Below are 22706 nucleotides of genomic sequence, written 5' to 3'. Positions count from 1 at the left end.
GGGTGGGTGCCGCGAAATTTTTTCGCGGCACCCACCTGGCAAACCCTCGCCTCAGCCCGAATAATCCAGCACCGTCCACACGCGCGTCAGTCCTTCGCCAATCACGCAGCCGGCGTCGCCAAGTTGCTGATTGTCGTGCAGCAACATCAGGGTGGTGGCGCCGTCCGCAGCATCGGCGCGCTGGGTCAACCATTGCACCCGCCCGCAATTGGCCGTTTCGATCACATAGCTGGCGGCAACTGCAGCATGCTGACGCTTGATCACATCCACCACGGTGCCGCGCTCCTCCACCCGCTTGCCATCCGCGACCAGCACCGCCCAGGCCTGGCTGTTTTCGATCACCAGATAAGAGCCATTGGCCTTGGGTTGCTCCATCTGCGGCTGGGCACAGCCTGCCAGCAGCCCCGATAACACGATTGTCATCAGCATCTGTTGCATTACTGGTCGCTCCTCTGCAGTCCCGACAGCCGTTGGCGTTGCAACAACCGGCAGGGGTGATCGAGATGGGTCTTGGCTTTACTATTGCCGAATACTGTTTATTTGTACAGTATTTTTAGCTAGGCTTGTCTCAACCATTCGTCAGGTCTGCGCGGCAGCGACACCTGGCAACCCACAGCGTCAATCGGGAGCACAACCATGCTGGACGTCTTGCAACTGAAACACAGCGTGAACCGGATGCCACTGGAAAAAGTCCGCGCGACAGTCGCCGAATTGCATCTGGAGGGCATTGTCACCGAGGGTCGAACGCCTTTCACCCGCGTGCACTTCAATACCTGCTTCGCCGAAATCGAAGCCCTGTTGCAGCGTGCCGGCTATCACAGGCAACTGGATGTGGTGGGCTATCAGGGCCTTGCCTACGCCATGTTCGACCCGGCGCGCTGGGAGGCCGTTGACGTGCTCAAGTGGCTGAAGGAGTTTGTCGAGGAGACGCAGGCACACTCCGGCCCCTGCACCAGGAGGCTGGAAAGTTGCCGCCGGGTCGTATGAGCTGATCAGACCGCTGTTGTTCGCCGCCCATGGCCGGCCCTGTCGCCTCAGCGTCCGTGGTTGAAAACCGAACCAATAGCGCTCAAGGCATCTGGATGCATGCACGCCAATGGTTCAGAAGCTGCAGAGCGCTGGGGGGGCTGGCTGCTCGATATCGCCGTCTTCGAACCGGCAACACAAACAACAAACAGGATTTAATACACACCATAAATCATTGATTTATATCATATATTGTTACCATTACAGACTCGTCCCAGCTGCCACAAAGGCATGCGTCAAACCTGCTACGGCGATCACCGAGCAAACCTGGCAAGCCCCTTGCTTATATCACCTCAAGACACCAACACACGTCTTCGGGTCGCCAACGGCGGTGATCGGGACGAATTGACAAAGACGTCAACGACACTCGGCCAACTACTGGTTGGGCTGTCCGCGACGTCTTTTTTCGTTTCTGGGACTTGAGGAACCACCATGCGTAACTCCACCACTCGCCGTTCGCTACTGAAAAAAACCCTGGCTGGCCTCGGCTGTGCCGCGGTCATGCTGCTGTCGCCGCTGAGCCTGCAGATCGCCCTCGCAGCCGAGGCGGAGAAGGACGAGCTGAAGTTCGGCTTTATCAAGCTGACCGATATGGCGCCACTGGCCATCGCCTATGAAAAGGGCTTCTTCGAGGATGAAGGCCTCTACGTCACCCTGGAAGCCCAGGCCAACTGGAAGGTGCTGCTGGACCGGGTGATCGACGGCGAACTGGACGGCGCGCACATGCTCTCCGGCCAGCCGATCGGCGCCACCATCGGCTTCGGCACCAAGGCCGAGGTGGTCACCGCCTTCACCATGGACCTCAACGGTAACGCCATCACCGTCTCCAATGCGGTCTGGGAGGAGATGAAGCAGCATGTGCCCATGGAAGGTGGCAAGCCGGTTCACCCGATCAAGGCCGATGCCCTGAGGCCGGTGATCGACAAGATCAACGCCGGCGGCAAGTCGTTCAACCTGGGCATGGTGTTCCCGGTTTCCACCCATAACTACGAGCTGCGTTACTGGCTCGCCGCTGGCGGCATCCACCCCGGTTACTACGCCCCGCACAAGGGCGACATCAGCGGCCAGATCGACGCCAAGGCGCTGCTCTCGGTGACCCCGCCGCCGCAGATGCCGGCCACCATGGAGGCCGGCACCATTCACGGCTACAGCGTCGGCGAGCCGTGGAACCAGGCCGCCGTGTTCAAGGGCATCGGCGTACCGGTAGTCGCCGACTACGCCATCCGCAAGAACATGTCGGAGAAAGTCTTCGGCGTGTCCAAGAGCTGGGCCGAAGCCAACCCGGAAACCCACAAGCGCGTGGTCAAGGCGCTGATTCGCGCCGGCCAATGGCTGGACGCCGACAACAACGCCAACCGCCAGGAAGCCGTGGAAATCCTCTCCCGGCCCGAGTACGTCGGCGCCGACGCCCAGGTGATCGCCAACTCCATGACCGGCACCTTCGAGTTCGAGAAGGGCGACAAGCGCGAGACTCCGGACTTCAACGTGTTCTTCCGCTACCACGCCACCTACCCCTACTACTCCGACGCCGTGTGGTACCTGACGCAAATGCGCCGCTGGGGCCAGATCGCCGAAGCCAAGCCGGACAACTGGTACCTGGAGATGGCCAAGAAAGTCTACCTGCCGGCGATCTACCGCGAGGCGGCCGCCGAACTGGTGGCAGAAGGCAAGTTCGCGGCCAGCGATTTCCCGCCGGCCGATGACGATGGCTTCCGTGCGCCGCTGACCGACACCATCGACGGCGTGCCTTACGACGGTCGCAAGCCCAATGCCTATCTCGAGCAGTTCGAGATCGGTCTGAAGGGCGACACGCAAATCTAATTGTCACTCCCGGAGCCGCCAAGCCGGCTCCCTTCCAACAAAGAGGACAGGACGATGAGCAATCCGAGCGTCGCCACCCCGATAACCGAAACACTGAAAACGGCGCGCAGCAGTGCGCTCCTCAAGCGCTGGGCACCGCCCTTGATCCTGCCCCTGCTCGGAATTATCGGCTTCCTGCTGTGCTGGCAGCTGGTAGCCAACAACATTCAGACCAGCCTCGGCCAGTTCCCTGGACCGGTGCAGGTTTCCGAACAGTTCTCCGGCCTGGTCAGCGCCCACCTCAGGGAGCGGGAAAAGGCCCGGGTCTTCTACGAGCGCCAGGACACACGCAACGCCGCCTTGCTGGCGAAAAACCCGGACGCCGAGGTGAAGGTGCGCCCCTATACCGGCAAACCAACCTTCGTTCAGCAGATTTTCACCAGCCTCTACACCGTCATGGCCGGCTTTGCCATCGCCTCGCTGATCGCCATTCCGCTGGGTATCGTCTGTGGCCTGAGCAAGACCATCTACACCGCCATCAACCCCTTGATCCAGGTGTTCAAACCGGTCTCCCCACTGGCCTGGCTGCCTCTGGTGACCATGCTGGTCAGCGCCCTGTATGTCAGCGACGATCCGCTGTTCGCCAAATCCTTCCTCACCTCGGCCATCACCGTGGCGCTGTGCTGCCTGTGGCCGACGGTGATCAACACCACGGTGGGCGTGGCCAGCATCGAGCAGGATCTGAACAACGTCAGCAAGGTGCTGAGCCTGTCGCCGCTGTCGCATGTGCGGCGCATCGTCCTGCCCGCCGCCGTGCCCATGATCTTCACCGGCCTGCGCATGTCGCTCGGTACCGGCTGGATGGTGCTGATCGCCGCCGAGATGCTGGCGCAGAACCCGGGCCTGGGCAAATTCATCTGGGACGAGTTCCAGAACGGCAGCGCAAGCTCCCTCGGCCGGATCATGGTGGCGGTGATCGTCATCGGCCTGATCGGCTTCGCCCTCGACCGCCTCATGCTCCTGCTGCAACGCCAGTTCAGCTGGGACAAGAACGCCGTACTGCGCTAATCAGGAGACCTCCCATGAGCCATTCACACCTCGAACTGACCGGCGTCGGCATCGACTTCCCCACCGACAAGGGCCTGTACCGCGCGCTGCAGAACGTCAACCTGCGCATCGACAAGGGCGAGTTCGTCTCCCTGATCGGCCACTCCGGCTGCGGCAAATCCACCGTCCTGAACATCGTCGCCGGTCTGTACCAGGCCACCACCGGCGGGGTCATCCTCGACGGCCGTGAGGTCGACGAACCCGGCCCCGAGCGCGCCGTGGTGTTCCAGAACCACAGCCTGCTGCCCTGGCTGAGCTGCTACCAGAACGTCGAACTGGCGGTGCGCCAGGTGTTTCGCAACAGCAAATCGCGCGGCGAAATGCGCGACTGGATCGAGCACAACCTGGAACTGGTGCACATGATGCACGCCAAGGACAAGCGCCCCAGCGAGATCTCCGGCGGCATGAAACAGCGCATCGGCATCGCCCGCGCCCTGGCCATGCAGCCCAAGGTATTGCTGATGGACGAACCCTTCGGCGCCCTCGACGCCCTGACCCGCGCCCATCTGCAGGATTCGCTGATGGAGATCCACGCCGAACTGGGCAACACCGTGATCATGATCACCCATGATGTCGACGAGGCCGTGCTGCTGTCCGACCGCATCGTCATGATGAGCAACGGCCCGGCGGCCAGTGTCGGCGAAATCCTGCACATACAACTGCAGCGCCCGCGCGAGCGCATTGCCTTGGCCCATGACGCGCGTTATCACGAATACCGCGCCGCCGTGCTGGAGTTCCTCTACCAGAAGCAGCAGCGTCCGGCGGCTTGAGCTGTACCCTTGTACGAGTCCGCACCACCCACACGGCAAGTGTGGGTGGTGCCACCTGAATCCGGACCAAGAAGCATCTCCCCTAGACACCCAGAATTCCCGGCCAACCAGCTCGATCGATCCCGGCAGCCTGGTTGAGAAATTCCCGATCCGATTGAACTTACTGCGCTGGCGGCCACCGAAACCCAGCCATTCACAGTCGTTCAAGATCATTAAGGATCAGTCGTGCTCGATCTCACCACCTGGAACCTCTCGGTTCCCACCGACCCATCCCCCACCACCATCGAAACCCCGCGCCTGAACAACGGTTACGAAAGCCAATACATGCGCCGCAATGACGACGGCAGCCTCACCTTCTGGGTGCCGGTCGACGGCTCGCATACCGCCGACGCCCGCTACCCGCGTAGCGAGCTGCGCGAAACCCAGGCCGACGGCACGCTGAGCAACTGGTACTACTACAGCGCCGACAACTACCTGAGCGCAGTGCTGACGATCAACCAGGTGCCGAGCCAGAACAAGGTCGTCATCGGCCAGATCCACAGCAAGGACGAACCCGGCAGCGACAACGACCCGCTGGCCAAACTGCAATACCACTACCGGCGCGGCGTCGGCCGGTTGGAACTGTTGCTGCGCAAACGCCCGGGCGATGCCGAGGTACAGAACATCCTGCTGGCCGAGAACATCCAGTTGAACGAGCGCTTCAGCTATAAGCTGCGCATCACGCCGAGCGGCAAGCTTGGCGTCAGCGTCCAGAGCAGTGACGGCGACAAGGGCTCGCTCTATCAGCAATTGAGCGCGTACTGGAGCAAGGAACAACTGTACTTCAAGGCCGGCGCCTATATTCAGGACAATTACGGCCCCTCCAACGAAGGCGGACGGGTGACCTTCTATCACTTGAACTCCCTGCACCGCTGAGGCCAACGGGTAGCCAGGGCGGGGCATCATTCACCGGGCCGATAGGGCGAAATCGATGAAAGCCCACGTACAATTGCGCCGCCCTATCCCGCCTGCACGAGAGCTGCCCATGGCCCGCCTGAAACTCGAGTTCCCCGAAGACCAATACTGCTACAGCACCCACCTGACCGTGCGCGTGACCGACATCAATGCCGCCAACCACCTGGGCAACGACTCGATGATCTCGATGATTTCCGAGGCACGGGCGCGTTTCCTGTTCGAGTTCGGCATCGGCGAAACCCGCGCAGATGGCACCGGCATCATCGTCACCGACCTGGCCACCACCTACCGCGCCGAAGCCCATGCGCGCGATCAGTTGCTGTTCGAGGTCGGCGTGATGGACTTCAACAAGTACGGCGGCGACATTACCTTCCGCATCACCCGCCCGGCCGACGGCAGCCTGGTGGCGATGGCCAAGTCGGGCTTCGTGTTCTTCGACTACAGGCTCGGCAAGGTGGTAGAGATGCCGACGGTGTTCAGCAGCAAATTCCCCAAGGTCAACTGGCTCTTGTCGAACTGAAATAACTCATTGTTTATAGATAAATTTAATCCGCACAAAGACCTGCAGGAGCGGGCCATGCCCGCGAAACGCATCGCGGGCATGGCCCGCTCCTGCAAGTACCTACAAGCCTACAAGCCGACAGACGCAACTTCCCCCGCTGCTGCGCGACAGCGCAGCGTCTGGACGACGGGGGATCTCTTATAAAACAACCCGCATGTCATTGATTCTATGGGGCATGAGGTTTTTTATAGGAGCCAGCGCTGCATCGCAGACTGGGCGAGCGCCCCTACGGCGGCGCGTCGCGGCTACTGAAGATGCGGTAGGTGCAGCGGTGGTCCCCCGCCAGCAGGTGTTCGCCGCGCTCGACCCTGACCCCCTCGCCGAGCAGCTCGCGAAACAGCGCCAGCTCGCCGCCGCAGAGCCGCTGGCAGACGGTCGCCGCCTGGGCGATCGCGCAGTGGTTTTCCACCAGTTCCAGCACGCCATCCGCGGCGGGCCGGCACTCGGCCATGAAGCCTTCCGCACAGCGGATACGTGCCAGCGCGGCGACCCGCTGTGCCAGCGGCAGGTCCGCGGCGGGCATCTGTGCGCGGTAAGCCGCCAACTGCTGGCGCGTCCAGCCAGCGGTCAGGCGCTGCAAGCCTGCCTCGCCGAAGGCGCTCTGCACCCCCTGCAGCAGGTAGACCGCGAGGGCGCCATGCCGATCGGGGAAACGCGCATCGGCCTTGGCCGTCAGCCGCCAGACCCGTGCCGGCCGGCCGATCCGGCGCGGCTCGTCGCTGAACGCGACCAGACCCTCGGCACTCAGCAGGGCCAGTTGCTGGCGCACCGCCATGCTGCTCACGCCCAACTGCCGGGCCAGCCGCGCCACGGTTTGCGGGCCGTCGCGCTTGATCAGCAACATAACCCGTTCCCGTGCGCAAGTGGGCAACTCGGTCTTGCTGCTGGCAACGTCCATCGCCCCGTCCTTTCTGCAAGTGTGCAAACTTTGTACAGTAAATTATTGGCAATCTAGACTTATTCGTCTAGCCAACGGTCGCGTCTGGCCACCGCGCGCCGTGCGGTCGCGAGGCGGAGGAACGCCATGAGTGAATTCGTCAAGGTCGCCCGGGTAGGCGACATCGCCCCCGGCAGCGGCACGACCCGCTACCTGGGGACGACGCCGGTCGCCCTGTTCAATGTCGACGGCCGCTTCTACGCCATCCACAACGACTGCCCGCACGAGGACGGTGCGCTGGGCGAAGGCAGCCTGTGCGGCAGCGTGGTGACCTGCCCCGTACACGCCTACGAGTTCGACGTCAGCAGCGGCGAATGCCTCACCGACTCGGCCTATTGCGTCGAACGCTTCGAGGTACGCGTGGACGGTGACGACATCCTGCTGCGCCGGCCCGAGCCTTGATGACCGCTCCGCCAGCCCAGGCAGTTCAGGGAATCTATACTTTGTAAAGAACATTCTTTCCAAAGTGTTCAAAGCGGTATAGTTGAAGGCAGTTGCCAGCAGCACGAGGAGGCAACGATGAGCACCGACAATGCCAAAATCCGTGAACTCAGCAGCCGCGCCTACAAGTACGGCTTCGTTTCCGACCTGGAGAGCGACGCCGCCCCGCGCGGGCTCAACGAGGACGTGATCCGCCAGATCTCGGCGAAGAAGCACGAGCCGCAGTGGCTGCTCGACTGGCGCCTGAAGGCCTACCGCCACTGGCTGAGCATGCGCGAGCCGACCTGGCAGAACGTCCACTACGCGCCCATCGACTACCAGGACATCATCTATTACTCGGCGCCCAAGCCGAAAACCCCGGGGCCCAGGAGCCTCGACGAGGTCGACCCCGAGCTGCGCGAGATGTTCGGCAAACTCGGCATCTCCCTGGCCGAGCAGGAGCGCCTGACCGGCGTCGCGGTGGACGCGGTGGTCGACTCGGTGTCGGTGGCCACCACCTTCAAGCACAAGCTGGCCGAGGTCGGGGTGATCTTCTGCTCCTTCGCCGAGGCGGTGCAGCAACACCCGGAACTGGTGCGCCGCTACCTGGGCTCGGTGGTGCCCTACAGCGACAACTTCTTCGCCACCCTGAACTCGGCGGTGTTTTCCGACGGTTCCTTCTGCTACGTGCCCAAGGGCGTGCGCTGCCCGATGGAGCTGTCGACCTACTTCCGCATCAACGCCGCCGATACCGGCCAGTTCGAGCGCACCCTGATCGTCGCCGAGGAAGGCGCCTACGTCAGCTACCTGGAGGGCTGCACCGCACCGATGCGCGACACCAACCAGCTGCACGCGGCGGTGGTCGAGCTGGTCGCCCTGGACGACGCGCAGATCAAGTACGCCACCGTGCAGAACTGGTACCCGGGCGACGCCGAAGGCCGCGGCGGCATCTTCAATTTCGTCACCAAGCGCGGCAAGTGTGCCGGCGCGCACTCGAAGATCTCCTGGACCCAGGTCGAGACCGGCTCGGCCATCACCTGGAAGTACCCCGGGGTGATCCTCCAGGGCGACGACTCGGTCGGCGAGTTCTACTCGGTGGCCCTGACCGCCAACCACCAGCAGGCCGACACCGGCACCAAGATGATCCACATCGGCCGCAACACCCGCAGCACCATCCTGTCCAAGGGCATTTCCGCCGGCCACGGGCAGAACACCTACCGCGGCCTGGTCAAGGTGCAGAAGGCGGCGAGCGGTGCGCGCAACCATACCCAGTGCGACTCGCTGCTGCTCGGCAGCCAGTGCGGCGCGCACACCTTCCCCTATGTCGAGGTGAAGAACCCCAGCGCCCGGGTCGAACACGAGGCCTCGACCTCGAAGATCGGCGACGAGCAGCTGTTCTACTGCCGCCAGCGCGGTATCCGCGAGGAGGACGCGGTGCCGATGATCGTCAACGGCTTCTGCCGCGAGGTGTTCAAGGAACTGCCGATGGAGTTCGCGGTGGAGGCGCAGAAACTGCTCAGCGTCAGCCTGGAAGGCTGCGTCGGCTGAGGCCGGAGGTGGAGCATGCTGGAGATCGAGAACCTGCACGCCAGCGTCGAGGGCAGCGAGATCCTGCGCGGCATCAGCCTGCGCATCGAGGCCGGCGAGGTGCACGCGATCATGGGGCCGAACGGCTCGGGCAAGAGCACCCTGGCCCAGGTGCTCGCCGGTAACCCGACCTATCGGGTCAGCGGCCAGGTGCGTTTCCAGGGCCGTGACCTGCTCGCCATGGCGGCGGAAGCGCGCGCGGTTGCCGGGATCTTCCTGGCCTTCCAGTACCCGGTGGAGATTCCCGGGGTCGGCAACCTGTACTTCCTGCGCACCGCCCTCAACGCCGTGCGCCGCCAGCGCGGGCAGGAGGAACTGGACGCCATGGACTTCCTCGCCCTGGCCAAGGAGCGCATGCAACTGGTCGAGATGGATCCGGAGCTGATGAACCGTGCGCTCAACGAGGGTTTCTCCGGCGGCGAGAAGAAGCGCAACGAGATCTTCCAGATGGCGGTTCTGCAACCCAGCCTGGCGATCCTCGACGAGACCGATTCGGGCCTCGACATCGATGCCCTGCGCAGCGTCGCCGCCGGGGTCAACGCCCTGCGTAGCGCGGACCGCGCGCTGCTGCTGATCACCCACTACCAGCGCCTGCTCGACTACATAGTGCCCGACTACATCCACGTCATGGCCAACGGGCGGATCGTCCAGTCCGGCGACAAGGCCCTGGCCGTCGAGCTGGAGCAGCACGGCTACGCCCACTTCGACGCGGCGCCGGCGCCTGGGCAACGGCCATGAGCAGTGCAACCCAGGTGCCCCTGCTGACGGCCCTGCAAGCCGCCGAGCCGGCCCGCCAACCCGCCTGGCGCCGGCAATTGCGCGGCGCGGCCTGGCAATGGCTGGCCGAGCACGGTTTTCCCACGGCCAAGGACGAAGCCTGGAAGTACACCCGGGTCGCGCCCATCCTCGCGGTGCCGTTCCAGCCGGCCGCCGCGCAGCCGAACCGGCGCCTGTCCGCCGCCCGCCTCGCGCAGCTGGTCGGCGACTACGGCGGCCCGCGGCTGGTGTTCGTCAATGGCCATTTCGCCGCGCCGCTCTCGGCGCGGGCCGGGCTGCCCGTGGGCGTGCGCCTGAGCAACCTGGCGGCCTTGCCGGACGCCGAGCGCGCAGTGCTCGAGCCCCTGCTGGCGCGTGTGCTGCAGGTGGCGCCGCATGCCTTCGGCGCGCTCAACGCCGCCCTCGGCGAGGACGGCGCCGTGCTGCAGATCCCCGCCCACTGCACGCTCGAGCGGCCGATCCACCTGGTGTTCCTCGTCGATTCGGACGCTGCGCCGCTGGCGGTGCATCCGCGCGCCCTGATCCAGCTCGGCGCCGGCAGCCGCGCGAGTCTGGTGGAAAGCCATGTCGCCAGCGGCGCCGGGATCTACCTGAGCAACGCGCTGAGCCAGGTCGTGCTCGAGGCCGGCGCTGAGCTTGAGCACTACAGCCTGCAGGACGCCAGCCGCAGCGCCTTCCATCTCGCCCGCCTGGACGTGCGCCAGGCCCGGGACAGCCGCTTCAGCGCGCACCTGACGGCCTGCGGCGGGGCCATCGGCCGCCACGAGGTGCGGATCGCGCTCGAGGGCCCCGGCGCCCGGGTAGCCCTGGACGGCCTGTACCTGCCCGGCGGCGAGCAGCATCTGGACAACCAGACCTGCATCGAGCACCTGGCGCCCTACTGCACCAGCCGCGAGCGCTACAAGGGGGTGATCGGCGGCCGCGGCCACGGGGTCTTCGACGGCCGCATCATCGTGCGCCCGGGCGCGCTCAAGACCGACGCCAGCCAGACCATCAAGAACCTGCTGCTGTCGGCGACGGCCCAGGCCAACGCCCAGCCGCGCCTGGAGATCTTCGCCGATGACGTCAAGTGCGCCCATGGCGCCGCCGTCGGCCAGCTGGATCAACAGGCGATCTTCTACCTGCGCTCGCGCGGGCTGACCGAGCCGGCGGCGCGCGCGCTGCTGACCCACGCCTTCGTCAGCGAGATGCTCGAAGCGATCCGCCTGGCGCCGCTGCGCAGCCGGGTGGAGCGCCTGGTCGCCGTGCAGTTGCGCAGCCTGGAGGTGGCGCCATGAGCGAGCGCGAAAGCAGCCTGCAGCCCCTGGTGCAGCGCTTCGAGCCCTATCAGGTCGAGCGCTTGCGCCAGGCCTTCCCGATCCTCGCCCAGCGCATCTACGGCAAGCCGCTGGTCTACCTCGACAGCGCCGCCACCAGCCAGAAGCCCCAGGCGGTGATCGACGCCATGTCGCGCTTCTTCCTCGAGGAGAACGCCAACGTCCATCGTGGCGTGCACTACCTCTCGCTGCGCGCCACCGAGGCCTACGAGCAGACGCGGGCCAAGGTCCAGCGTTTCCTCAACGCCGCGCACGCCGAGGAGATCGTCTTCGTCCGCGGCACCACCGAAGCGGTCAATCTGGTGGCGCAGACCTACGGCAAGGTGCATGTGCACGCGGGCGACGAGGTGCTGATCAGCGCCATGGAGCACCACTCCAACATCGTGCCCTGGCAGATGCTCTGCGAGCAGAGCGGCGCGCGGCTGCGGGTGGCGCCGATCGACGACGCCGGGGAACTCCAGCTGGATGAACTGGAACGGCTGATCGGGCCCAGGACCAAGCTGCTGGCCATCAGCCATGTGTCGAACGTGCTCGGCACCGTCAACCCGATCCAGTCCATCGTCGAACTGGCCCACGCCCAGGGCGCGCCGGTGCTGGTCGACGGCGCCCAGGCCGCTCCGCACCTGCAGCTCGACGTGCGCGCGCTGGGCTGCGACTTCTACGCCCTGTCGGGGCACAAGATGTACGGTCCCACCGGCATAGGCGCGCTCTACGGCCGCCGCGAGCTGCTCGAGGCGATGCCACCCTACCAGGGCGGCGGCGACATGATCCTCTCGGTCAGTTTCGACAAGACCCTGTACAACAAGCCGCCATACCGCTTCGAGGCCGGCACGCCAAACATGGTCGGCGCGATCGGCCTGGGCGCGGCGATCGACTTCCTCGGCGGGCTCGACGCAGACGCCCTGGCCGCCCACGAGCAGGCCGTGCTGGCCTACGCCCAGGAGGCCCTGGCGACGGTACCCGGGCTCAGGCTGATCGGCACCGCACGGGACAAGATCGGCGTGCTCTCGTTCGTCCTCGACGGCATCCATCCGCACGATATCGGCACCATCCTCGACCGCGAGGGCATCGCCATCCGCACCGGCCATCATTGCGCCCAACCGTTGATGCAACGCTACGGCCTGGCCGCCACCGCCCGCGCCTCGCTCGGCTGCTACAGCAACGAGCAGGACATTGATGCGCTGCTGGCCGGCCTGGCCAAGGTGCAGGAGGTGTTTCGATGAGCGACGCACTGCGCGAGCTGTACCAGGAGGTGATCGTCGACCACGGCAAGCGGCCGCGCAATTTCCGCCGGATCGAGGCCCCCAGCCATACGGCGCAGGGCTTCAATCCGCTGTGCGGCGACCAGCTCAGGCTCGAGCTGAAACTCGTCGACGGGGTGATCGAGGACATCGCCTTCCAGGGCGAAGGCTGCGCCATTTCCCAGGCCTCGGCCTCCCTGCTGACCCTGGCGGTCAAGGGCATGCGCCAGGAGCAGGCACTGGAGCTGTTCGCCCGCGTGCATATGCTGCTCACCGAGGGGCCGAACAGTCAGCTGCCCGCGGAGGCGCTCGGCAAACTGGCGGTGCTGGCCGGGGTCTGGGAGTTCCCGCTACGGGTCAAATGCGCCAGCCTGGCCTGGCACACCCTGCGCAGCGCCCTCGCCGGCGACCCTGCGCCGGTCTCGACGGAGTAAGCCATGAACAGCGAACACCCGAACCCGCACATTCGCCTCAGCGAGGCGGCCCGCCAGACCTTGGCCGACGCCCTGGCCCGGGGCGGCGGCAGTTGGCTGCGGCTGAAGATCGACCCGCACTTCGCCCATGAGCTGCTATTCGAGCCCGGCGCCGAGGGCGACATCGCCGTCGAGGTGGACGGCATCTGCCTGCTGCTCGATCCGCTCAGCGCGCAACGCGCCCATGGCCTGTCCATCGACTACCGGGAAGGCCTGCAGGGTACCGGCCTGTACTTTGCCAACCCCAACCGGCCAGCCCAGACCCTGCCGCAGGCACTCAGGCGCGACTGCCCCGCCACCCTGATTCCCCACGGCGAGCCGCTGCTGCTGAAGCAGGGCGAGCGGGTGCTGGTGACCCAGGCGCTCGGCGGCAGCTTCACGGTGAGGACCGCCAGTGGCCAGCTAGCCCGGATCGCCGGCGAGCATGCCGACGCCCTCGGGCTGGAAGCGCTGCAGACGGAGCTACCGGCGGCGGCCGGCGCCTTCGACATCCAGCAGGTGTTGGAGACGCTCAAGACCGTCTACGACCCGGAAATTCCGGTCAACGTGGTCGATCTCGGGCTGATCTACCAGTGCCAGGCGCAGCCGCTCGAGGACGGCGGCCAGCGGGTGAGCATCAAGATGTCGATGACCGCGCCCGGCTGCGGCATGGGCGACGTGCTCAAGGAAGAGGCCCGGGCCAAGGTACAGGCGCTCCCCGGGGTCAGCCAGGTCGAGGTCGAGCTGGTCTGGGAGCCGCCCTGGGACCAGAGCCGCATGTCCGAGGCGGCGCGCCTGCAGCTCGGCCTGTTATGAGGGGCCTGCGGTGAAGAACCACGTGTGAGGAAGCCGTCATGAGCAATCGACTGAGCGGGGAAAGCTCGCCCTATCTGCGCCAGCACGCGGAGAACCCGGTCGACTGGTACCCCTGGGGCGAGGCGGCCTTGCGCCGGGCGCGCGAGGAGGACAAGCCGATCCTGCTGTCGCTGGGCTATGCCGCCTGCCACTGGTGCCATGTGATGGCCCACGAGTCGTTCACCAACCCGGAGATCGCCCGCCTGATGAACCAGTACTTCATCAACATCAAGGTCGACCGCCAGGAGCGCCCCGACCTCGACGAACTCTACCAGGGTGCGCTGCAGATGCTCGGCCAGGGCGGTGGCTGGCCCTTGACGGTGTTCCTCACCCCGCAGGGCGAGCCGTTCTTCGCCGGCACCTACTTCCCGCCCGCGGACGGCTACGGCCGCCCTGGCTTCGCCCGGGTCCTGCGCGAGCTGGGCGAGGCCTGGCAACAGCAGCGCACGGCGCTGCGGCAGCAGGCCGGGCAATTTCTCCAGGGTTACCAGACCCTCGAGGCGCGCCTGCTGGCGGCTCAGGCGCCTGCGCAAGAGGACCTGCCGGCAGTGGCCGCCCGGCTGTTCGCCGCGCACAGCGACCCGTTGTACGGCGGCCTTGGCCAGGCGCCGAAGTTCCCCAACCCGGCCGCGCTGCTGCAACACTGCCTGAAAATGCAGGAGGCGGGCTGAGAATTCTCAGCGGCGCGTCTTGCAATAGGTGCCGATCAACTCGGCCTGGGCCAGGACATGGCCCTGCATGGCGCTTTCGAGCTGGGCCTTGGTCGGCCGGCCGAGATCCGCCAGGACGCAGTCCAGGGCGTAGAGCTTGTGGAAATAGCGGTGAGTGCCGATCGGCGGACAGGGCCCGCCGTAGCAGGTCTTGCGCCAGTCGTTGCGGCCCTGCAGGGTGCCGGGCGGCAACGTCTGCAGGTCTTCCGCCAGCTCGCCGGTGGTCGGCGGCAGGTTGTACAGCAGCCAGTGCACCCAGGTGATCTTGGGCGCGGCCGGGTCCGGTGCGTCCGGGTCGTCGACGATAAGCACCAGGCTCTCGCTGCCCGGCGGCACGCCGCTCCACGCCAGCGGCGGGGAGATATCCTCGCCCTCGCAGGTATAACGCCGCGGGATCGCGCCCCAGTCAGGAAAAGCGGCGGAACTGAGCGTCATGGGCATGGCCGTTACTCCTCGTCGAGCGGACATTGGCACCCACTCGGCACCCCTGCCCGGTTAAGGAAGCATAAGAAAACTATAGCCAGCCACACCCCCGTCAGCGCCGCGAGGCGCCATGCGGTCGTGCTCAAGGCGCGATGGCCGCCAGCGCCTGCTGCAGGTCGCGGCGCAGATCCTCGACATGCTCGATGCCCACCGACAGGCGCACCAGGTTGTCGCCGATGCCGAGCTGCGCGCGGCGTTCGGCGGGGATGGAGGCGTGGGTCATCTTGGCCGGCAGGCTGATCAGGCTTTCCACCCCGCCCAGGCTCTCGGCCAGGGTGAACAGTTGGGTGGCCTCGAGGAAGCGCCGGGCGCCTTCGCCGTCGGTGGCGAGATTCAGGCTGATCAGGCCACCGGCGCCGCGCATCTGCCGCGCCGCCAGGTCGTGCTGCGGGTGACTGGGCAGGCCGGGATAGAGCACCGAGGCGACCTGGGGTTGGCGCGCCAGCCAGGCGGCCAGCTCGCCAGCGTTGGCGACGTGGCGTTGCAGGCGCAGGGCCAGGGTGCGCATGCCGCGCAGGCAGAGGAAGCTGGAGAAGGGATCGAGGATGCTGCCTACCGAGTTCTGCAGGAAGCTCAACTGCTCGGCCAGTTCGGCGCGGTCGGCGATAGCCACCAGCCCGGCGATCACGTCGGAATGGCCGTTGAGGTACTTGGTCGCCGAGTGCACGACTATGTCGAAGCCGTGTTCCAGCGGCCGTTGCAGGTAGGGCGAGGCGAAGGTGTTGTCGGCCACGGTGAGGATGCCGCGGGCGCGACCGAGCTGGCCGACCTGGGCCAGGTCGCAGAGTTTCAGGGTCGGGTTGGTCGGGGTCTCGACCCAGATCATCCGCGTTTCGGGCCTGAGCGCGGCGGCCAGGGTGGCCGTGTCGGCATCGGCCGGGACGTAGCTGATTTGCAGGCCGGCGTCGGGCTTGCGCACCCGCTCGAACAGGCGGTAGGTGCCGCCGTAGAGGTCGTCCACCGCGACTATGTGGCTGCCCGCCGGCAGCAGCTCCAGCAGCGTGGCGCAGGCCGCCAGGCCGGATGAAAAGGCATAGCCGTGGGCACCGCCCTCCAGCTCGGCGATGGCCCGTTCCAGCGCCTGGCGCGTGGGGTTCTGGCTGCGCCCGTATTCGTAGCCGGCGTGCACCCCGGGCGATTGCTGGCGGAAAGTCGAGGTGGCGTAGATCGGCGGCATCACCGCGCCGGTCCAGTCCGGCTCGTAGCCGGCGTGCACGGTCAGGGTTTCGAATTCGCTCATGCTGGCTCCTGTATTCATCAAGTCCGGGCGCGGCCAAGGCCGGATGGGTATCGCTGTGCTCAACCTACGCGGCCCGACCCATCCTACGAAGCGACCATCAGCGCAGGGTGCGGCGCCAGAGGTTGAGCACATCGCTCTTGGTGATCAGGCCGAGAAAGCGGCCCTGTTCGACGATCAGCGCCACATGGCCCTCGTCGAAGGTCTGCAGCAGGCGCTCCAGCGGCACGTCCGGGTCGAGGGTCTGCAGCTTGCTGACCATGGCCTCGCGCACCGCCAGCTGGAAATGCGCGGGGGCGTCCTTGACCGCGCGCAGCAGGTCCCACTCGTCGATCAGGCCAATCACCTGATCGCCCTCCATCACCGGTACCTGGTCGATGTCGTGGAAGCGCATGCGCCCGTACACCGCCGCCAGGGTCTCGTCGGGTTTGCAGGTGACGGTGGTGCCTTCGTCGTAGCGCCGGGCGATCAGGTCGCGCAGGTTGCCCTGTTTGGGCCGCTCGATCAGACCCTGGTCGATCATCCAGTAGTCGTTGAACATCTTCGACAGGTACTTGTTGCCGCTGTCGCAGACGAAGGTCAGCACCCGCTTGGGGCTGGTCTGCTCGCGGCAGTAGCGCAGGGCGGCGGCCAGCAGGGTGCCGGACGAGGAGCCGGCCAGCACGCCCTCCTCCTTGAGCAGCAGGCGCGCGGTGTGCAGGCTCTCGGCATCTGAGATGCGGTAGGCGCGCTTGACCAGGGCGAAGTCGGCGATGCTCGGCACGAAGTCCTCGCCGATGCCCTCCACCAGCCAGCTGCCGGCCGCGCCGAAGCGGCCGGTCTCCACGTAGTCGGCCAGCACCGAGCCTGCCGGGTCGGCCAGGACCATCTCGACCCGGGGCGCCACCTTCTGGAAGAAATGGGTCAGGCCGCCGAGGGTGCCGCCGGAGCCGACGCCGACCACCACGGCATCGACCCGCTGTTCCATCTGCCGCCAGATTTCCGGACCGGTGCCGCTCTCGTGGGCCCAGGCATTGGCCGGGTTGTTGAACTGGTCGATATAGAAGGCGCCCGGGGTCTGCGCGGCGATGCTGCGCGCCAGGTCCTGGTAGTAGTCGGGATGGCCCTTGCCGACATCCGAGCGGGTCAGGCGCACCTCGGCGCCGAGGGCCTTGAGGTGGAAGATCTTCTCGCGGCTCATCTTGTCCGGCACCACCAGCAGCATGCGGTAGCCCTTCTGCGCGGCGACCAGGGCCAGGCCCAGGCCGGTGTTGCCGGCGGTGGCCTCGATGATGGTGCCGCCCGGCTGCAGCTGGCCGCTGCGTTCGGCGGCCTCGATCATGGTCAGGGCGATGCGGTCCTTGATCGAGCCGCCGGGGTTCTGGTTTTCCAGCTTGACGAACAGCTGGCAGGGGCCGGTGTCGAGGTGGGTCAGCGGCAAAATCGGTGTGTTGCCGATCATGTCGAGCAAGGGATTGGCGGACATCGTCTTGGCCCTCCGCGACCCAGTCGATCGCATTGCCCAGTCGGGATTACGCCTTAATTTATAGGTGCTGCACCGGCAGAGAGCCAATCCGGCCGACCGACGAGCCCTCGCCGGCCCCCCTGCGGGCGACTTGGGCAGCGGGACTTTTCCTCCCCTATACTTGCCCCAGCGTTGCTCGTCGACCCGCTAACCGGGCCAGGCGCGACACGGGATGAATCGCTGGCCGAATTGACGATCTATTCGACATTGCTGTTTGGCAGGATGTTTGTGGAGCCAGTGCGCGACAGGAACAGGATGCAAAACACATGGTATTTGCAATTGTCTTGGTGCTCATCGTCGTCGCATCGGTACTGTTCCACGTACTGAGTCCCTGGCAGGCGACGGAAGCGGCGTCCAACTGGGGCTCGATAGACGCCGCCCTGCTCATCACCCTGCTCATCACCGGTCTGTTCTTCGTTGCCGTCAGCCTGTTCATGGCACTGGCGATCATCCGCTACCGCCATAAAGAGGGGCGCCGGGCGGCCTATCAGCCGGAAAACAAGAAGCTGGAATGGTGGCTGATCGGCATCACCAGCGTCGGCATCATCGGCCTGCTCGCGCCTGGCCTGGTGGTTTACCACGACTTCGTCCGGGTTCCGGCAGACGCCCACGAAATGGAAGTGGTCGCCCAGCAGTGGCAGTGGTCTTTCCGCTTTCCCGGCCAGGATGGCCAACTGGGCAAGTCGGACGTGAAATGGATCGGCAGCAACAATCCCCTCGGTCTCGACCCCAACGACCCCGCCGGGCAGGACGATGTGCTGATCCGCAACAATCAGGTACACCTGCCGCTCGATCGGCCGGTGAAGGTGCTGCTGCGCTCCAAGGACGTGCTGCACAACTTCTATGTCCCGCAGATCCGCAGCAAGATGGACATGGTGCCCGGCATGGTCTCCTACTTCTGGTTCACCCCGACCAGACTCGGCAGCTATGACGTGCTCTGCGCCGAGTACTGCGGCCTGGCCCACTACAATATGCGCGGCAGCATGATCGTCGAGCAGCCTGCGGCCTTCGAGCAGTGGCTGAACAGCCAGCCGACCTTTGCCCAGACCCTGAGTAGCGCCGCCAAGCCCAGCCGCGAAAGCGTGCTGGAGCTGGGCCGCCAGTTGGCGCAGAACCATGGCTGTCTGGCCTGCCACAGCCTGGATGGCAGCGCCAGCCTCGGCCCGAGCTGGAAGGATCTGTATGGCCGCAGCGAGCGGCTGGCCGACGGCAGCAGCGTGCAGGTCGACGAGGCCTACCTGATCGAATCGATCCGCGAGCCCAAGGCCAAGCTGGTGCAAGGCTATCCGCCGGTCATGGTGGCCTACACTTTCAATCAGGCGGAACTGGATGCGCTGCTCGCCCTGATCAAGTCGCTCAGCGGCGCGACGCCAGAGCAACAGGCCCCGACCGGCGCAGCGGCAACCGCCGATGACCTGGCGGCGCAGGGTCGGCAACTGGCCGGTTCCCTCGGTTGCCTGACCTGCCACAGCCTCGATGGCAAGCCGGGCGTCGGGCCAACGTGGCGGGGTCTGTACGGCAAGACCCAGGCCCTTGCCGACGGTAGCTCGGTGGAGGTCGACGAGGCCTATCTCAAGGAATCCATTCGCGATCCCGGCGCGGTGATCGTCAAGGGTTTTACCCCGGTCATGCCGGCCTTCGACCTGACCGATGATGAACTCGACGCCTTGCTCGCGTTGATCAAGTCCAGCGCCGGCGAAGGCGACAGCACACCGGGAGCAGCACCCTAAGCCGCCAATATGCACTCAACCCTCACCCGGAGGATGACGTGATGGCCTACGCGGAACAGGTCGAAACAGAGGAGCTACACCAACCCAAGAGCTTCCTGACCCGCTATATCTGGAGCCAGGACCACAAGGTCATAGCCATTCAGTATGCCTTGACGGCGATCTTCGTCGGCCTGATCGCCCTGGTCTTGTCCGGCCTGATGCGCCTGCAGCTGGGCTTCCCCGGCAGCATCGGGTTCATGGACGCCGGCGCCTATTATCAGGCGATGACCATGCACGGCATGATCATGGTCATCTACCTGCTGACCGCCCTGTTCCTCGGTGGCTTCGGCAACTACCTGATCCCACTGATGGTGGGCGCGCGCGACATGGTCTTCCCCTACGTCAACATGCTCAGCTACTGGTTCTACCTGCTCTCGGTGCTGATCCTGCTCGCCAGCTTCTTCGCCCCCGGCGGCCCAACCGGCGCGGGCTGGACGCTCTACCCGCCGCAGGCGATCACCCAGGGTACCCCGGGCACCGAATGGGGCATCGTGCTGATGCTGGTGTCGCTGGCGGTGTTCATCGTCGCCGCCACCATGGGCGGCCTGAATTACGTGACCACGGTGCTGCAGGCGCGCACCCACGGCATGACCCTGATGCGCATGCCGCTGTCGGTCTGGGGCATCTTCATGGCCTCGATCCTGGCTCTGCTGGCCTTCCCGGCATTGTTCGTCAGCGCGGTGATGATGCTGTTCGACAAGCTGCTGGGCACCAGCTTCTTCATGCCGGCGATCATCTCTCTGGGCCAGTCGCTGGAGCACCAGGGCGGCAGCCCGATCCTGTTCCAGCACCTGTTCTGGTTCTTCGGCCACCCGGAGGTCTACATAGTCGCGCTGCCCGCCTTCGGCCTGGTCTCCGACCTGATCAGCACCCATGCCCGCAAGAACATCTTCGGCTACCGCATGATGGTCTGGGCGATAGTCGCCATCGGCGTACTCAGCTTCGTGGTCTGGGCGCACCACATGTATGTCAGCGGCATGAACCCCTACTTCGGCTTCATCTTCGCCACCACCACCCTGATCATCGCGGTGCCGACCGCGCTGAAGGTCTACAACTGGGTGCTGACCCTGTGGCAGGGCGACATCCACCTGACCGTGCCCATGCTGTTCGCCCTGGCCTTCATCCTCACCTTCCTGGTCGGCGGCCTGACCGGGCTGTTTCTCGGCAACGTGATCGTGGATATCCCGCTGTCGGACACCTATTTCGTCGTCGCCCACTTCCACATGGTCATGGGCGTCGCGCCTATCCTGGTGGTGTTCGGCGCCATCTACCATTGGTACCCGAAGATCACCGGGCGGATGATGAACGAGCGCCTGGGCAAGCTGCACTTCTGGATCACCTTCCTCGGCACCTACGCCATCTACTTTCCCATGCACTACCTGGGCTTCCTCGGTATGCCGCGGCGCTACTACGCCTACGAGGACTACGCGTTCATTCCGCAGTCGGCGCAGGACCTGAACGCCTTCATCACCGTCGCCGCGCTGACGGTCGGCGTGGCCCAGTTGCTGTTCCTGTTCAACCTGTTCTGGAGTGCGTTCAACGGCAAAGCCGCCGGCGGCAACCCCTGGCAAGCGACCAGCCTGGAATGGCAGACGCCGCAGACCCCGCCGGTACACGGCAACTGGGGCGCCAAGCTGCCGGTGGTGCACCGCTGGGCCTATGACTACAGCGTGCCGGGGATCGAGCAGGACTTCGTCCCGCAGACGGTGTCCGCCGAGGAGCTCGAGCAGATGAGGCGACGCGGCGCCAAGACTGCGCCGACGGGTGAACGACCATGAACCGGCTGCTCCTGAGAAACACCGACAGCATCGACCCCAGTGGCAGCTGGCATCCCGGCGCGGGTAGCCCCAGCCCTGCCGGAGTGGACAGGGCACACACCGCGAAAGTCGGCCTGCGCCTGTTGCTGGTGGTGGTCAGTTCGCTGTTCCTGCTGTTCCTGGTCGCCTTCATCATCCGCGCGCAGGTACCCGACTGGCTGCCCCTGACCGAGCCGCTGGCGCCCCTGGCCCACACCGGCGCGCTCTGGCTGAATACTGCGGCGCTAGTAGGCGCCAGCATCGCCCTGCAATGGGCGCGGGTGGCCGCCAGGCGGGGCCATGCGCAGGCGACGCTGGCCGGCTTCGGCCTGGGCGGGGTGCTGGCGATCGCCTTTCTGCTCGGCCAGCTCTGGGTCTGGCAACGATTCGCCGCCTGGGGCTATTTCGTCGCTAGCAACCCGGCCAACAGCTTCTTCTACCTGCTCACCGGCCTGCACGGCCTGCACCTGCTGGGCGGCCTGGTGGCCTGGGGCAGAACTCTGGGCAAGTTCCTGCGCCACGCGCCCCTGGCGCGGCTCGCCGGCAGCGTTGAACTCTGCGCCATCTACTGGCATTACCTGCTGGGGCTGTGGCTGCTGCTCTTCGCCCTGCTGACCAGCACACCGCAAACCTATGAGGCCATCGCCGCATTCTGCGGCCTGAGGTGAAGCCATGGCAGCGCACTCAGCAACACCCACCGACCGCCCGGCACTTGCGCCCGATGCATCGGCTGCGGGCTGGCAGGGCATCGCCGGCGACTGGGCGTCGGACAAGGATGCGTTCAAGCAGGTGCCCTGGGGCAAGGCGATGATGTGGATCTTCCTGCTCAGCGACACCTTTATCTTCACCTGCTTCCTGACTGGCTATATGGCGGTGCGCATGACCACCACCGAGCCCTGGCCGAACGCCAGCGAAGTCTTCGCCCTGACCATCGCCGGCAACCACATCCCGCTGATCCTGATCGCCATCATGACCTTCGTACTGATCAGCAGCAGCGGCACCATGGCCATGGCGGTCAACTACGCCTATCGCCGCAACCGCCGCATGACCGCCGCGCTGATGCTGGCCACCGCCTTCTGCGGCGCGGCCTTCGTCGGCATGCAGGCGTTCGAATGGAGCAAGCTGATCGCCGAGGGCGTGCGCCCCTGGGGCAACCCCATGGGTGCGGCGCAGTTTGGCGCGAGCTTTTTCATGATCACCGGGTTCCACGGTCTGCACGTGTCGATCGGCGTGCTCTACCTGTGCATCGTCGCGGGGAAAGTCTTGCGCGGGGACTACGAACGCTCCGGCAACTACCAGAACGTCGAGATCGCCGGGCTGTACTGGCACTTCGTCGACCTGGTGTGGGTGTTTATCTTCGCTTTCTTCTATCTGTGGTAACGCTTGACACTTAGCGCTGCAGA

Annotated in this window: 23 protein-coding genes; 18 read left to right on the top strand and 5 right to left on the bottom strand. The window is 65.6% G+C overall.

Annotation, left to right across the window (positions count from 1 at the left end; translation table 11 throughout):
• Positions 1-51: 51 nt before the first annotated feature.
• On the bottom strand, positions 52-438 hold the full coding sequence (locus tag BM315_RS10365) for a hypothetical protein (RefSeq protein ID WP_090500586.1): 387 nt from the start codon (positions 436-438) through the stop codon (positions 52-54).
• A 198-nt stretch (positions 439-636) separates the two neighbouring features.
• Between BM315_RS10365 and BM315_RS10360 the strand changes: the two genes are divergently transcribed.
• From BM315_RS10360 to BM315_RS10335, 6 genes are all read left to right on the top strand, one after another.
• Positions 637-987, top strand: a complete 351-nt coding sequence (locus BM315_RS10360; protein WP_090500584.1) for a transcriptional regulator — start codon at positions 637-639, stop codon at positions 985-987.
• Positions 988-1458: 471 nt separating this feature from the next.
• Complete coding sequence (locus BM315_RS10355; RefSeq protein ID WP_090500583.1) at positions 1459-2847, top strand: CmpA/NrtA family ABC transporter substrate-binding protein; 1389 nt, start codon at positions 1459-1461, stop codon at positions 2845-2847.
• Between the two features lie 54 nt (positions 2848-2901).
• Positions 2902-3894 carry an ABC transporter permease gene (locus BM315_RS10350; RefSeq protein ID WP_090500581.1) on the top strand — a complete coding sequence of 331 codons (993 nt, stop codon included), beginning with the start codon at positions 2902-2904 and terminating at the stop codon, positions 3892-3894.
• A 14-nt stretch (positions 3895-3908) separates the two neighbouring features.
• The gene (locus BM315_RS10345; RefSeq protein WP_090500580.1) at positions 3909-4703 is read left to right on the top strand and encodes an ABC transporter ATP-binding protein; all 795 of its coding nucleotides are present in this window, start codon (positions 3909-3911) and stop codon (positions 4701-4703) included.
• 225 nt (positions 4704-4928) lie between these two features.
• Entirely contained in the window at positions 4929-5618 is a 690-nt protein-coding gene (locus BM315_RS10340) for a polysaccharide lyase family 7 protein (protein ID WP_090500578.1), read from the top strand.
• 109 nt (positions 5619-5727) lie between these two features.
• Positions 5728-6177 (top strand): thioesterase family protein, encoded by a 450-nt coding sequence (locus BM315_RS10335; RefSeq protein WP_090500577.1) that lies wholly within the window; start codon positions 5728-5730, stop codon positions 6175-6177.
• Positions 6178-6445: 268 nt separating this feature from the next.
• Here BM315_RS10335 and BM315_RS10330 read toward each other — a convergent pair whose 3' ends face one another.
• On the bottom strand, positions 6446-7117 hold the full coding sequence (locus BM315_RS10330; RefSeq protein ID WP_090500575.1) for a helix-turn-helix transcriptional regulator: 672 nt from the start codon (positions 7115-7117) through the stop codon (positions 6446-6448).
• A 126-nt stretch (positions 7118-7243) separates the two neighbouring features.
• On the opposite strand from BM315_RS10330, the gene BM315_RS10325 reads away from it, so the two are divergent.
• From BM315_RS10325 to BM315_RS10290, 8 genes are all read left to right on the top strand, one after another.
• Complete coding sequence (locus BM315_RS10325; protein ID WP_090500574.1) at positions 7244-7558, top strand: Rieske (2Fe-2S) protein; 315 nt, start codon at positions 7244-7246, stop codon at positions 7556-7558.
• Positions 7559-7675: 117 nt separating this feature from the next.
• Positions 7676-9124: a Fe-S cluster assembly protein SufB gene (gene sufB, locus BM315_RS10320; RefSeq protein ID WP_090500572.1), complete on the top strand. Its 1449-nt coding sequence runs from the start codon at positions 7676-7678 to the stop codon at positions 9122-9124.
• A gap of 15 nt (positions 9125-9139) precedes the next feature.
• Entirely contained in the window at positions 9140-9901 is a 762-nt protein-coding gene (gene sufC / locus BM315_RS10315; RefSeq protein WP_090500569.1) for a Fe-S cluster assembly ATPase SufC, read from the top strand.
• Entirely contained in the window at positions 9898-11217 is a 1320-nt protein-coding gene (gene sufD, locus BM315_RS10310) for a Fe-S cluster assembly protein SufD (RefSeq protein WP_090500567.1), read from the top strand. Before sufC ends, sufD begins: the two co-directional genes overlap by 4 nt.
• Entirely contained in the window at positions 11214-12479 is a 1266-nt protein-coding gene (locus tag BM315_RS10305) for a cysteine desulfurase (protein WP_090500565.1), read from the top strand. Before sufD ends, BM315_RS10305 begins: the two co-directional genes overlap by 4 nt.
• Positions 12476-12931 carry a Fe-S cluster assembly sulfur transfer protein SufU gene (gene sufU / locus BM315_RS10300; RefSeq protein WP_090500563.1) on the top strand — a complete coding sequence of 152 codons (456 nt, stop codon included), beginning with the start codon at positions 12476-12478 and terminating at the stop codon, positions 12929-12931. Before BM315_RS10305 ends, sufU begins: the two co-directional genes overlap by 4 nt.
• Positions 12932-12934: 3 nt before the next feature.
• Positions 12935-13765, top strand: coding sequence for a putative Fe-S cluster assembly protein SufT (sufT, locus tag BM315_RS10295; protein ID WP_090500560.1), 831 nt, complete (start codon positions 12935-12937; stop codon positions 13763-13765).
• Between the two features lie 38 nt (positions 13766-13803).
• Complete coding sequence (locus BM315_RS10290) at positions 13804-14475, top strand: thioredoxin domain-containing protein (protein WP_090500557.1); 672 nt, start codon at positions 13804-13806, stop codon at positions 14473-14475.
• Positions 14476-14481: 6 nt separating this feature from the next.
• On the opposite strand, the gene BM315_RS10285 is transcribed toward BM315_RS10290, so the two are convergent.
• The 3 genes from BM315_RS10285 to BM315_RS10275 all read right to left on the bottom strand — a co-directional run bounded on the left by BM315_RS10285 (position 14482) and on the right by BM315_RS10275 (position 17699).
• Positions 14482-14955: a YbhB/YbcL family Raf kinase inhibitor-like protein gene (locus tag BM315_RS10285; protein ID WP_090500555.1), complete on the bottom strand. Its 474-nt coding sequence runs from the start codon at positions 14953-14955 to the stop codon at positions 14482-14484.
• Positions 14956-15079: 124 nt separating this feature from the next.
• Complete coding sequence (locus BM315_RS10280; protein WP_090500553.1) at positions 15080-16237, bottom strand: trans-sulfuration enzyme family protein; 1158 nt, start codon at positions 16235-16237, stop codon at positions 15080-15082.
• Between the two features lie 97 nt (positions 16238-16334).
• A complete protein-coding gene (locus BM315_RS10275) occupies positions 16335-17699 on the bottom strand; it encodes a pyridoxal-phosphate dependent enzyme (RefSeq protein ID WP_212632946.1) in 1365 nt (454 codons plus the stop codon).
• 305 nt (positions 17700-18004) lie between these two features.
• Here BM315_RS10275 and BM315_RS10270 point away from each other — a divergent pair, with 305 nt between their 5' ends.
• From BM315_RS10270 to BM315_RS10255, 4 genes are read left to right on the top strand one after another with little or no spacing between them, the layout of a single operon-like run.
• On the top strand, positions 18005-19468 hold the full coding sequence (locus BM315_RS10270; RefSeq protein WP_090500550.1) for a c-type cytochrome: 1464 nt from the start codon (positions 18005-18007) through the stop codon (positions 19466-19468).
• A 41-nt stretch (positions 19469-19509) separates the two neighbouring features.
• Positions 19510-21285 carry a cytochrome c oxidase subunit I gene (ctaD, locus tag BM315_RS10265; RefSeq protein ID WP_090500548.1) on the top strand — a complete coding sequence of 592 codons (1776 nt, stop codon included), beginning with the start codon at positions 19510-19512 and terminating at the stop codon, positions 21283-21285.
• Entirely contained in the window at positions 21282-21971 is a 690-nt protein-coding gene (locus BM315_RS10260; RefSeq protein ID WP_090500546.1) for a cytochrome c oxidase subunit 3, read from the top strand. Before ctaD ends, BM315_RS10260 begins: the two co-directional genes overlap by 4 nt.
• 4 nt (positions 21972-21975) lie before the next feature.
• A complete protein-coding gene (locus BM315_RS10255; protein ID WP_090500544.1) occupies positions 21976-22683 on the top strand; it encodes a heme-copper oxidase subunit III family protein in 708 nt (235 codons plus the stop codon).
• The last annotated feature ends 23 nt before the right edge of the window (positions 22684-22706 follow it).

Source organism: Pseudomonas borbori, from assembly GCF_900115555.1.
Classification (GTDB): domain Bacteria; phylum Pseudomonadota; class Gammaproteobacteria; order Pseudomonadales; family Pseudomonadaceae; genus Aquipseudomonas; species Aquipseudomonas borbori.
This window is presented reverse-complemented; position numbering and strand designations above follow the sequence as displayed.

What these genes read in the sequence shown, in the direction of transcription:
- BM315_RS10305 (WP_090500565.1), top strand. Translation starts at nt 11,214, where the DNA reads ATGAGCGAGCGCGAAAGCAGCCTGCAGCCCCTGGTGCAGCGCTTCGAG.
- BM315_RS10255 (WP_090500544.1), top strand. Translation starts at nt 21,976, where the DNA reads ATGGCAGCGCACTCAGCAACACCCACCGACCGCCCGGCACTTGCGCCC.
- BM315_RS10355 (WP_090500583.1), top strand. Translation starts at nt 1,459, where the DNA reads ATGCGTAACTCCACCACTCGCCGTTCGCTACTGAAAAAAACCCTGGCT.
- BM315_RS10290 (WP_090500557.1), top strand. Translation starts at nt 13,804, where the DNA reads ATGAGCAATCGACTGAGCGGGGAAAGCTCGCCCTATCTGCGCCAGCAC.
- ctaD (WP_090500548.1), top strand. Translation starts at nt 19,510, where the DNA reads ATGGCCTACGCGGAACAGGTCGAAACAGAGGAGCTACACCAACCCAAG.
- BM315_RS10350 (WP_090500581.1), top strand. Translation starts at nt 2,902, where the DNA reads ATGAGCAATCCGAGCGTCGCCACCCCGATAACCGAAACACTGAAAACG.
- BM315_RS10330 (WP_090500575.1), bottom strand. Translation starts at nt 7,117, where the DNA reads ATGGACGTTGCCAGCAGCAAGACCGAGTTGCCCACTTGCGCACGGGAA.
- sufU (WP_090500563.1), top strand. Translation starts at nt 12,476, where the DNA reads ATGAGCGACGCACTGCGCGAGCTGTACCAGGAGGTGATCGTCGACCAC.
- BM315_RS10270 (WP_090500550.1), top strand. Translation starts at nt 18,005, where the DNA reads ATGGTATTTGCAATTGTCTTGGTGCTCATCGTCGTCGCATCGGTACTG.
- sufC (WP_090500569.1), top strand. Translation starts at nt 9,140, where the DNA reads ATGCTGGAGATCGAGAACCTGCACGCCAGCGTCGAGGGCAGCGAGATC.
- BM315_RS10285 (WP_090500555.1), bottom strand. Translation starts at nt 14,955, where the DNA reads ATGCCCATGACGCTCAGTTCCGCCGCTTTTCCTGACTGGGGCGCGATC.
- BM315_RS10325 (WP_090500574.1), top strand. Translation starts at nt 7,244, where the DNA reads ATGAGTGAATTCGTCAAGGTCGCCCGGGTAGGCGACATCGCCCCCGGC.
- BM315_RS10335 (WP_090500577.1), top strand. Translation starts at nt 5,728, where the DNA reads ATGGCCCGCCTGAAACTCGAGTTCCCCGAAGACCAATACTGCTACAGC.
- BM315_RS10260 (WP_090500546.1), top strand. Translation starts at nt 21,282, where the DNA reads ATGAACCGGCTGCTCCTGAGAAACACCGACAGCATCGACCCCAGTGGC.
- sufD (WP_090500567.1), top strand. Translation starts at nt 9,898, where the DNA reads ATGAGCAGTGCAACCCAGGTGCCCCTGCTGACGGCCCTGCAAGCCGCC.
- sufB (WP_090500572.1), top strand. Translation starts at nt 7,676, where the DNA reads ATGAGCACCGACAATGCCAAAATCCGTGAACTCAGCAGCCGCGCCTAC.
- sufT (WP_090500560.1), top strand. Translation starts at nt 12,935, where the DNA reads ATGAACAGCGAACACCCGAACCCGCACATTCGCCTCAGCGAGGCGGCC.
- BM315_RS10365 (WP_090500586.1), bottom strand. Translation starts at nt 438, where the DNA reads ATGCAACAGATGCTGATGACAATCGTGTTATCGGGGCTGCTGGCAGGC.
- BM315_RS10360 (WP_090500584.1), top strand. Translation starts at nt 637, where the DNA reads ATGCTGGACGTCTTGCAACTGAAACACAGCGTGAACCGGATGCCACTG.
- BM315_RS10275 (WP_212632946.1), bottom strand. Translation starts at nt 17,699, where the DNA reads ATGTCCGCCAATCCCTTGCTCGACATGATCGGCAACACACCGATTTTG.
- BM315_RS10280 (WP_090500553.1), bottom strand. Translation starts at nt 16,237, where the DNA reads ATGAGCGAATTCGAAACCCTGACCGTGCACGCCGGCTACGAGCCGGAC.
- BM315_RS10345 (WP_090500580.1), top strand. Translation starts at nt 3,909, where the DNA reads ATGAGCCATTCACACCTCGAACTGACCGGCGTCGGCATCGACTTCCCC.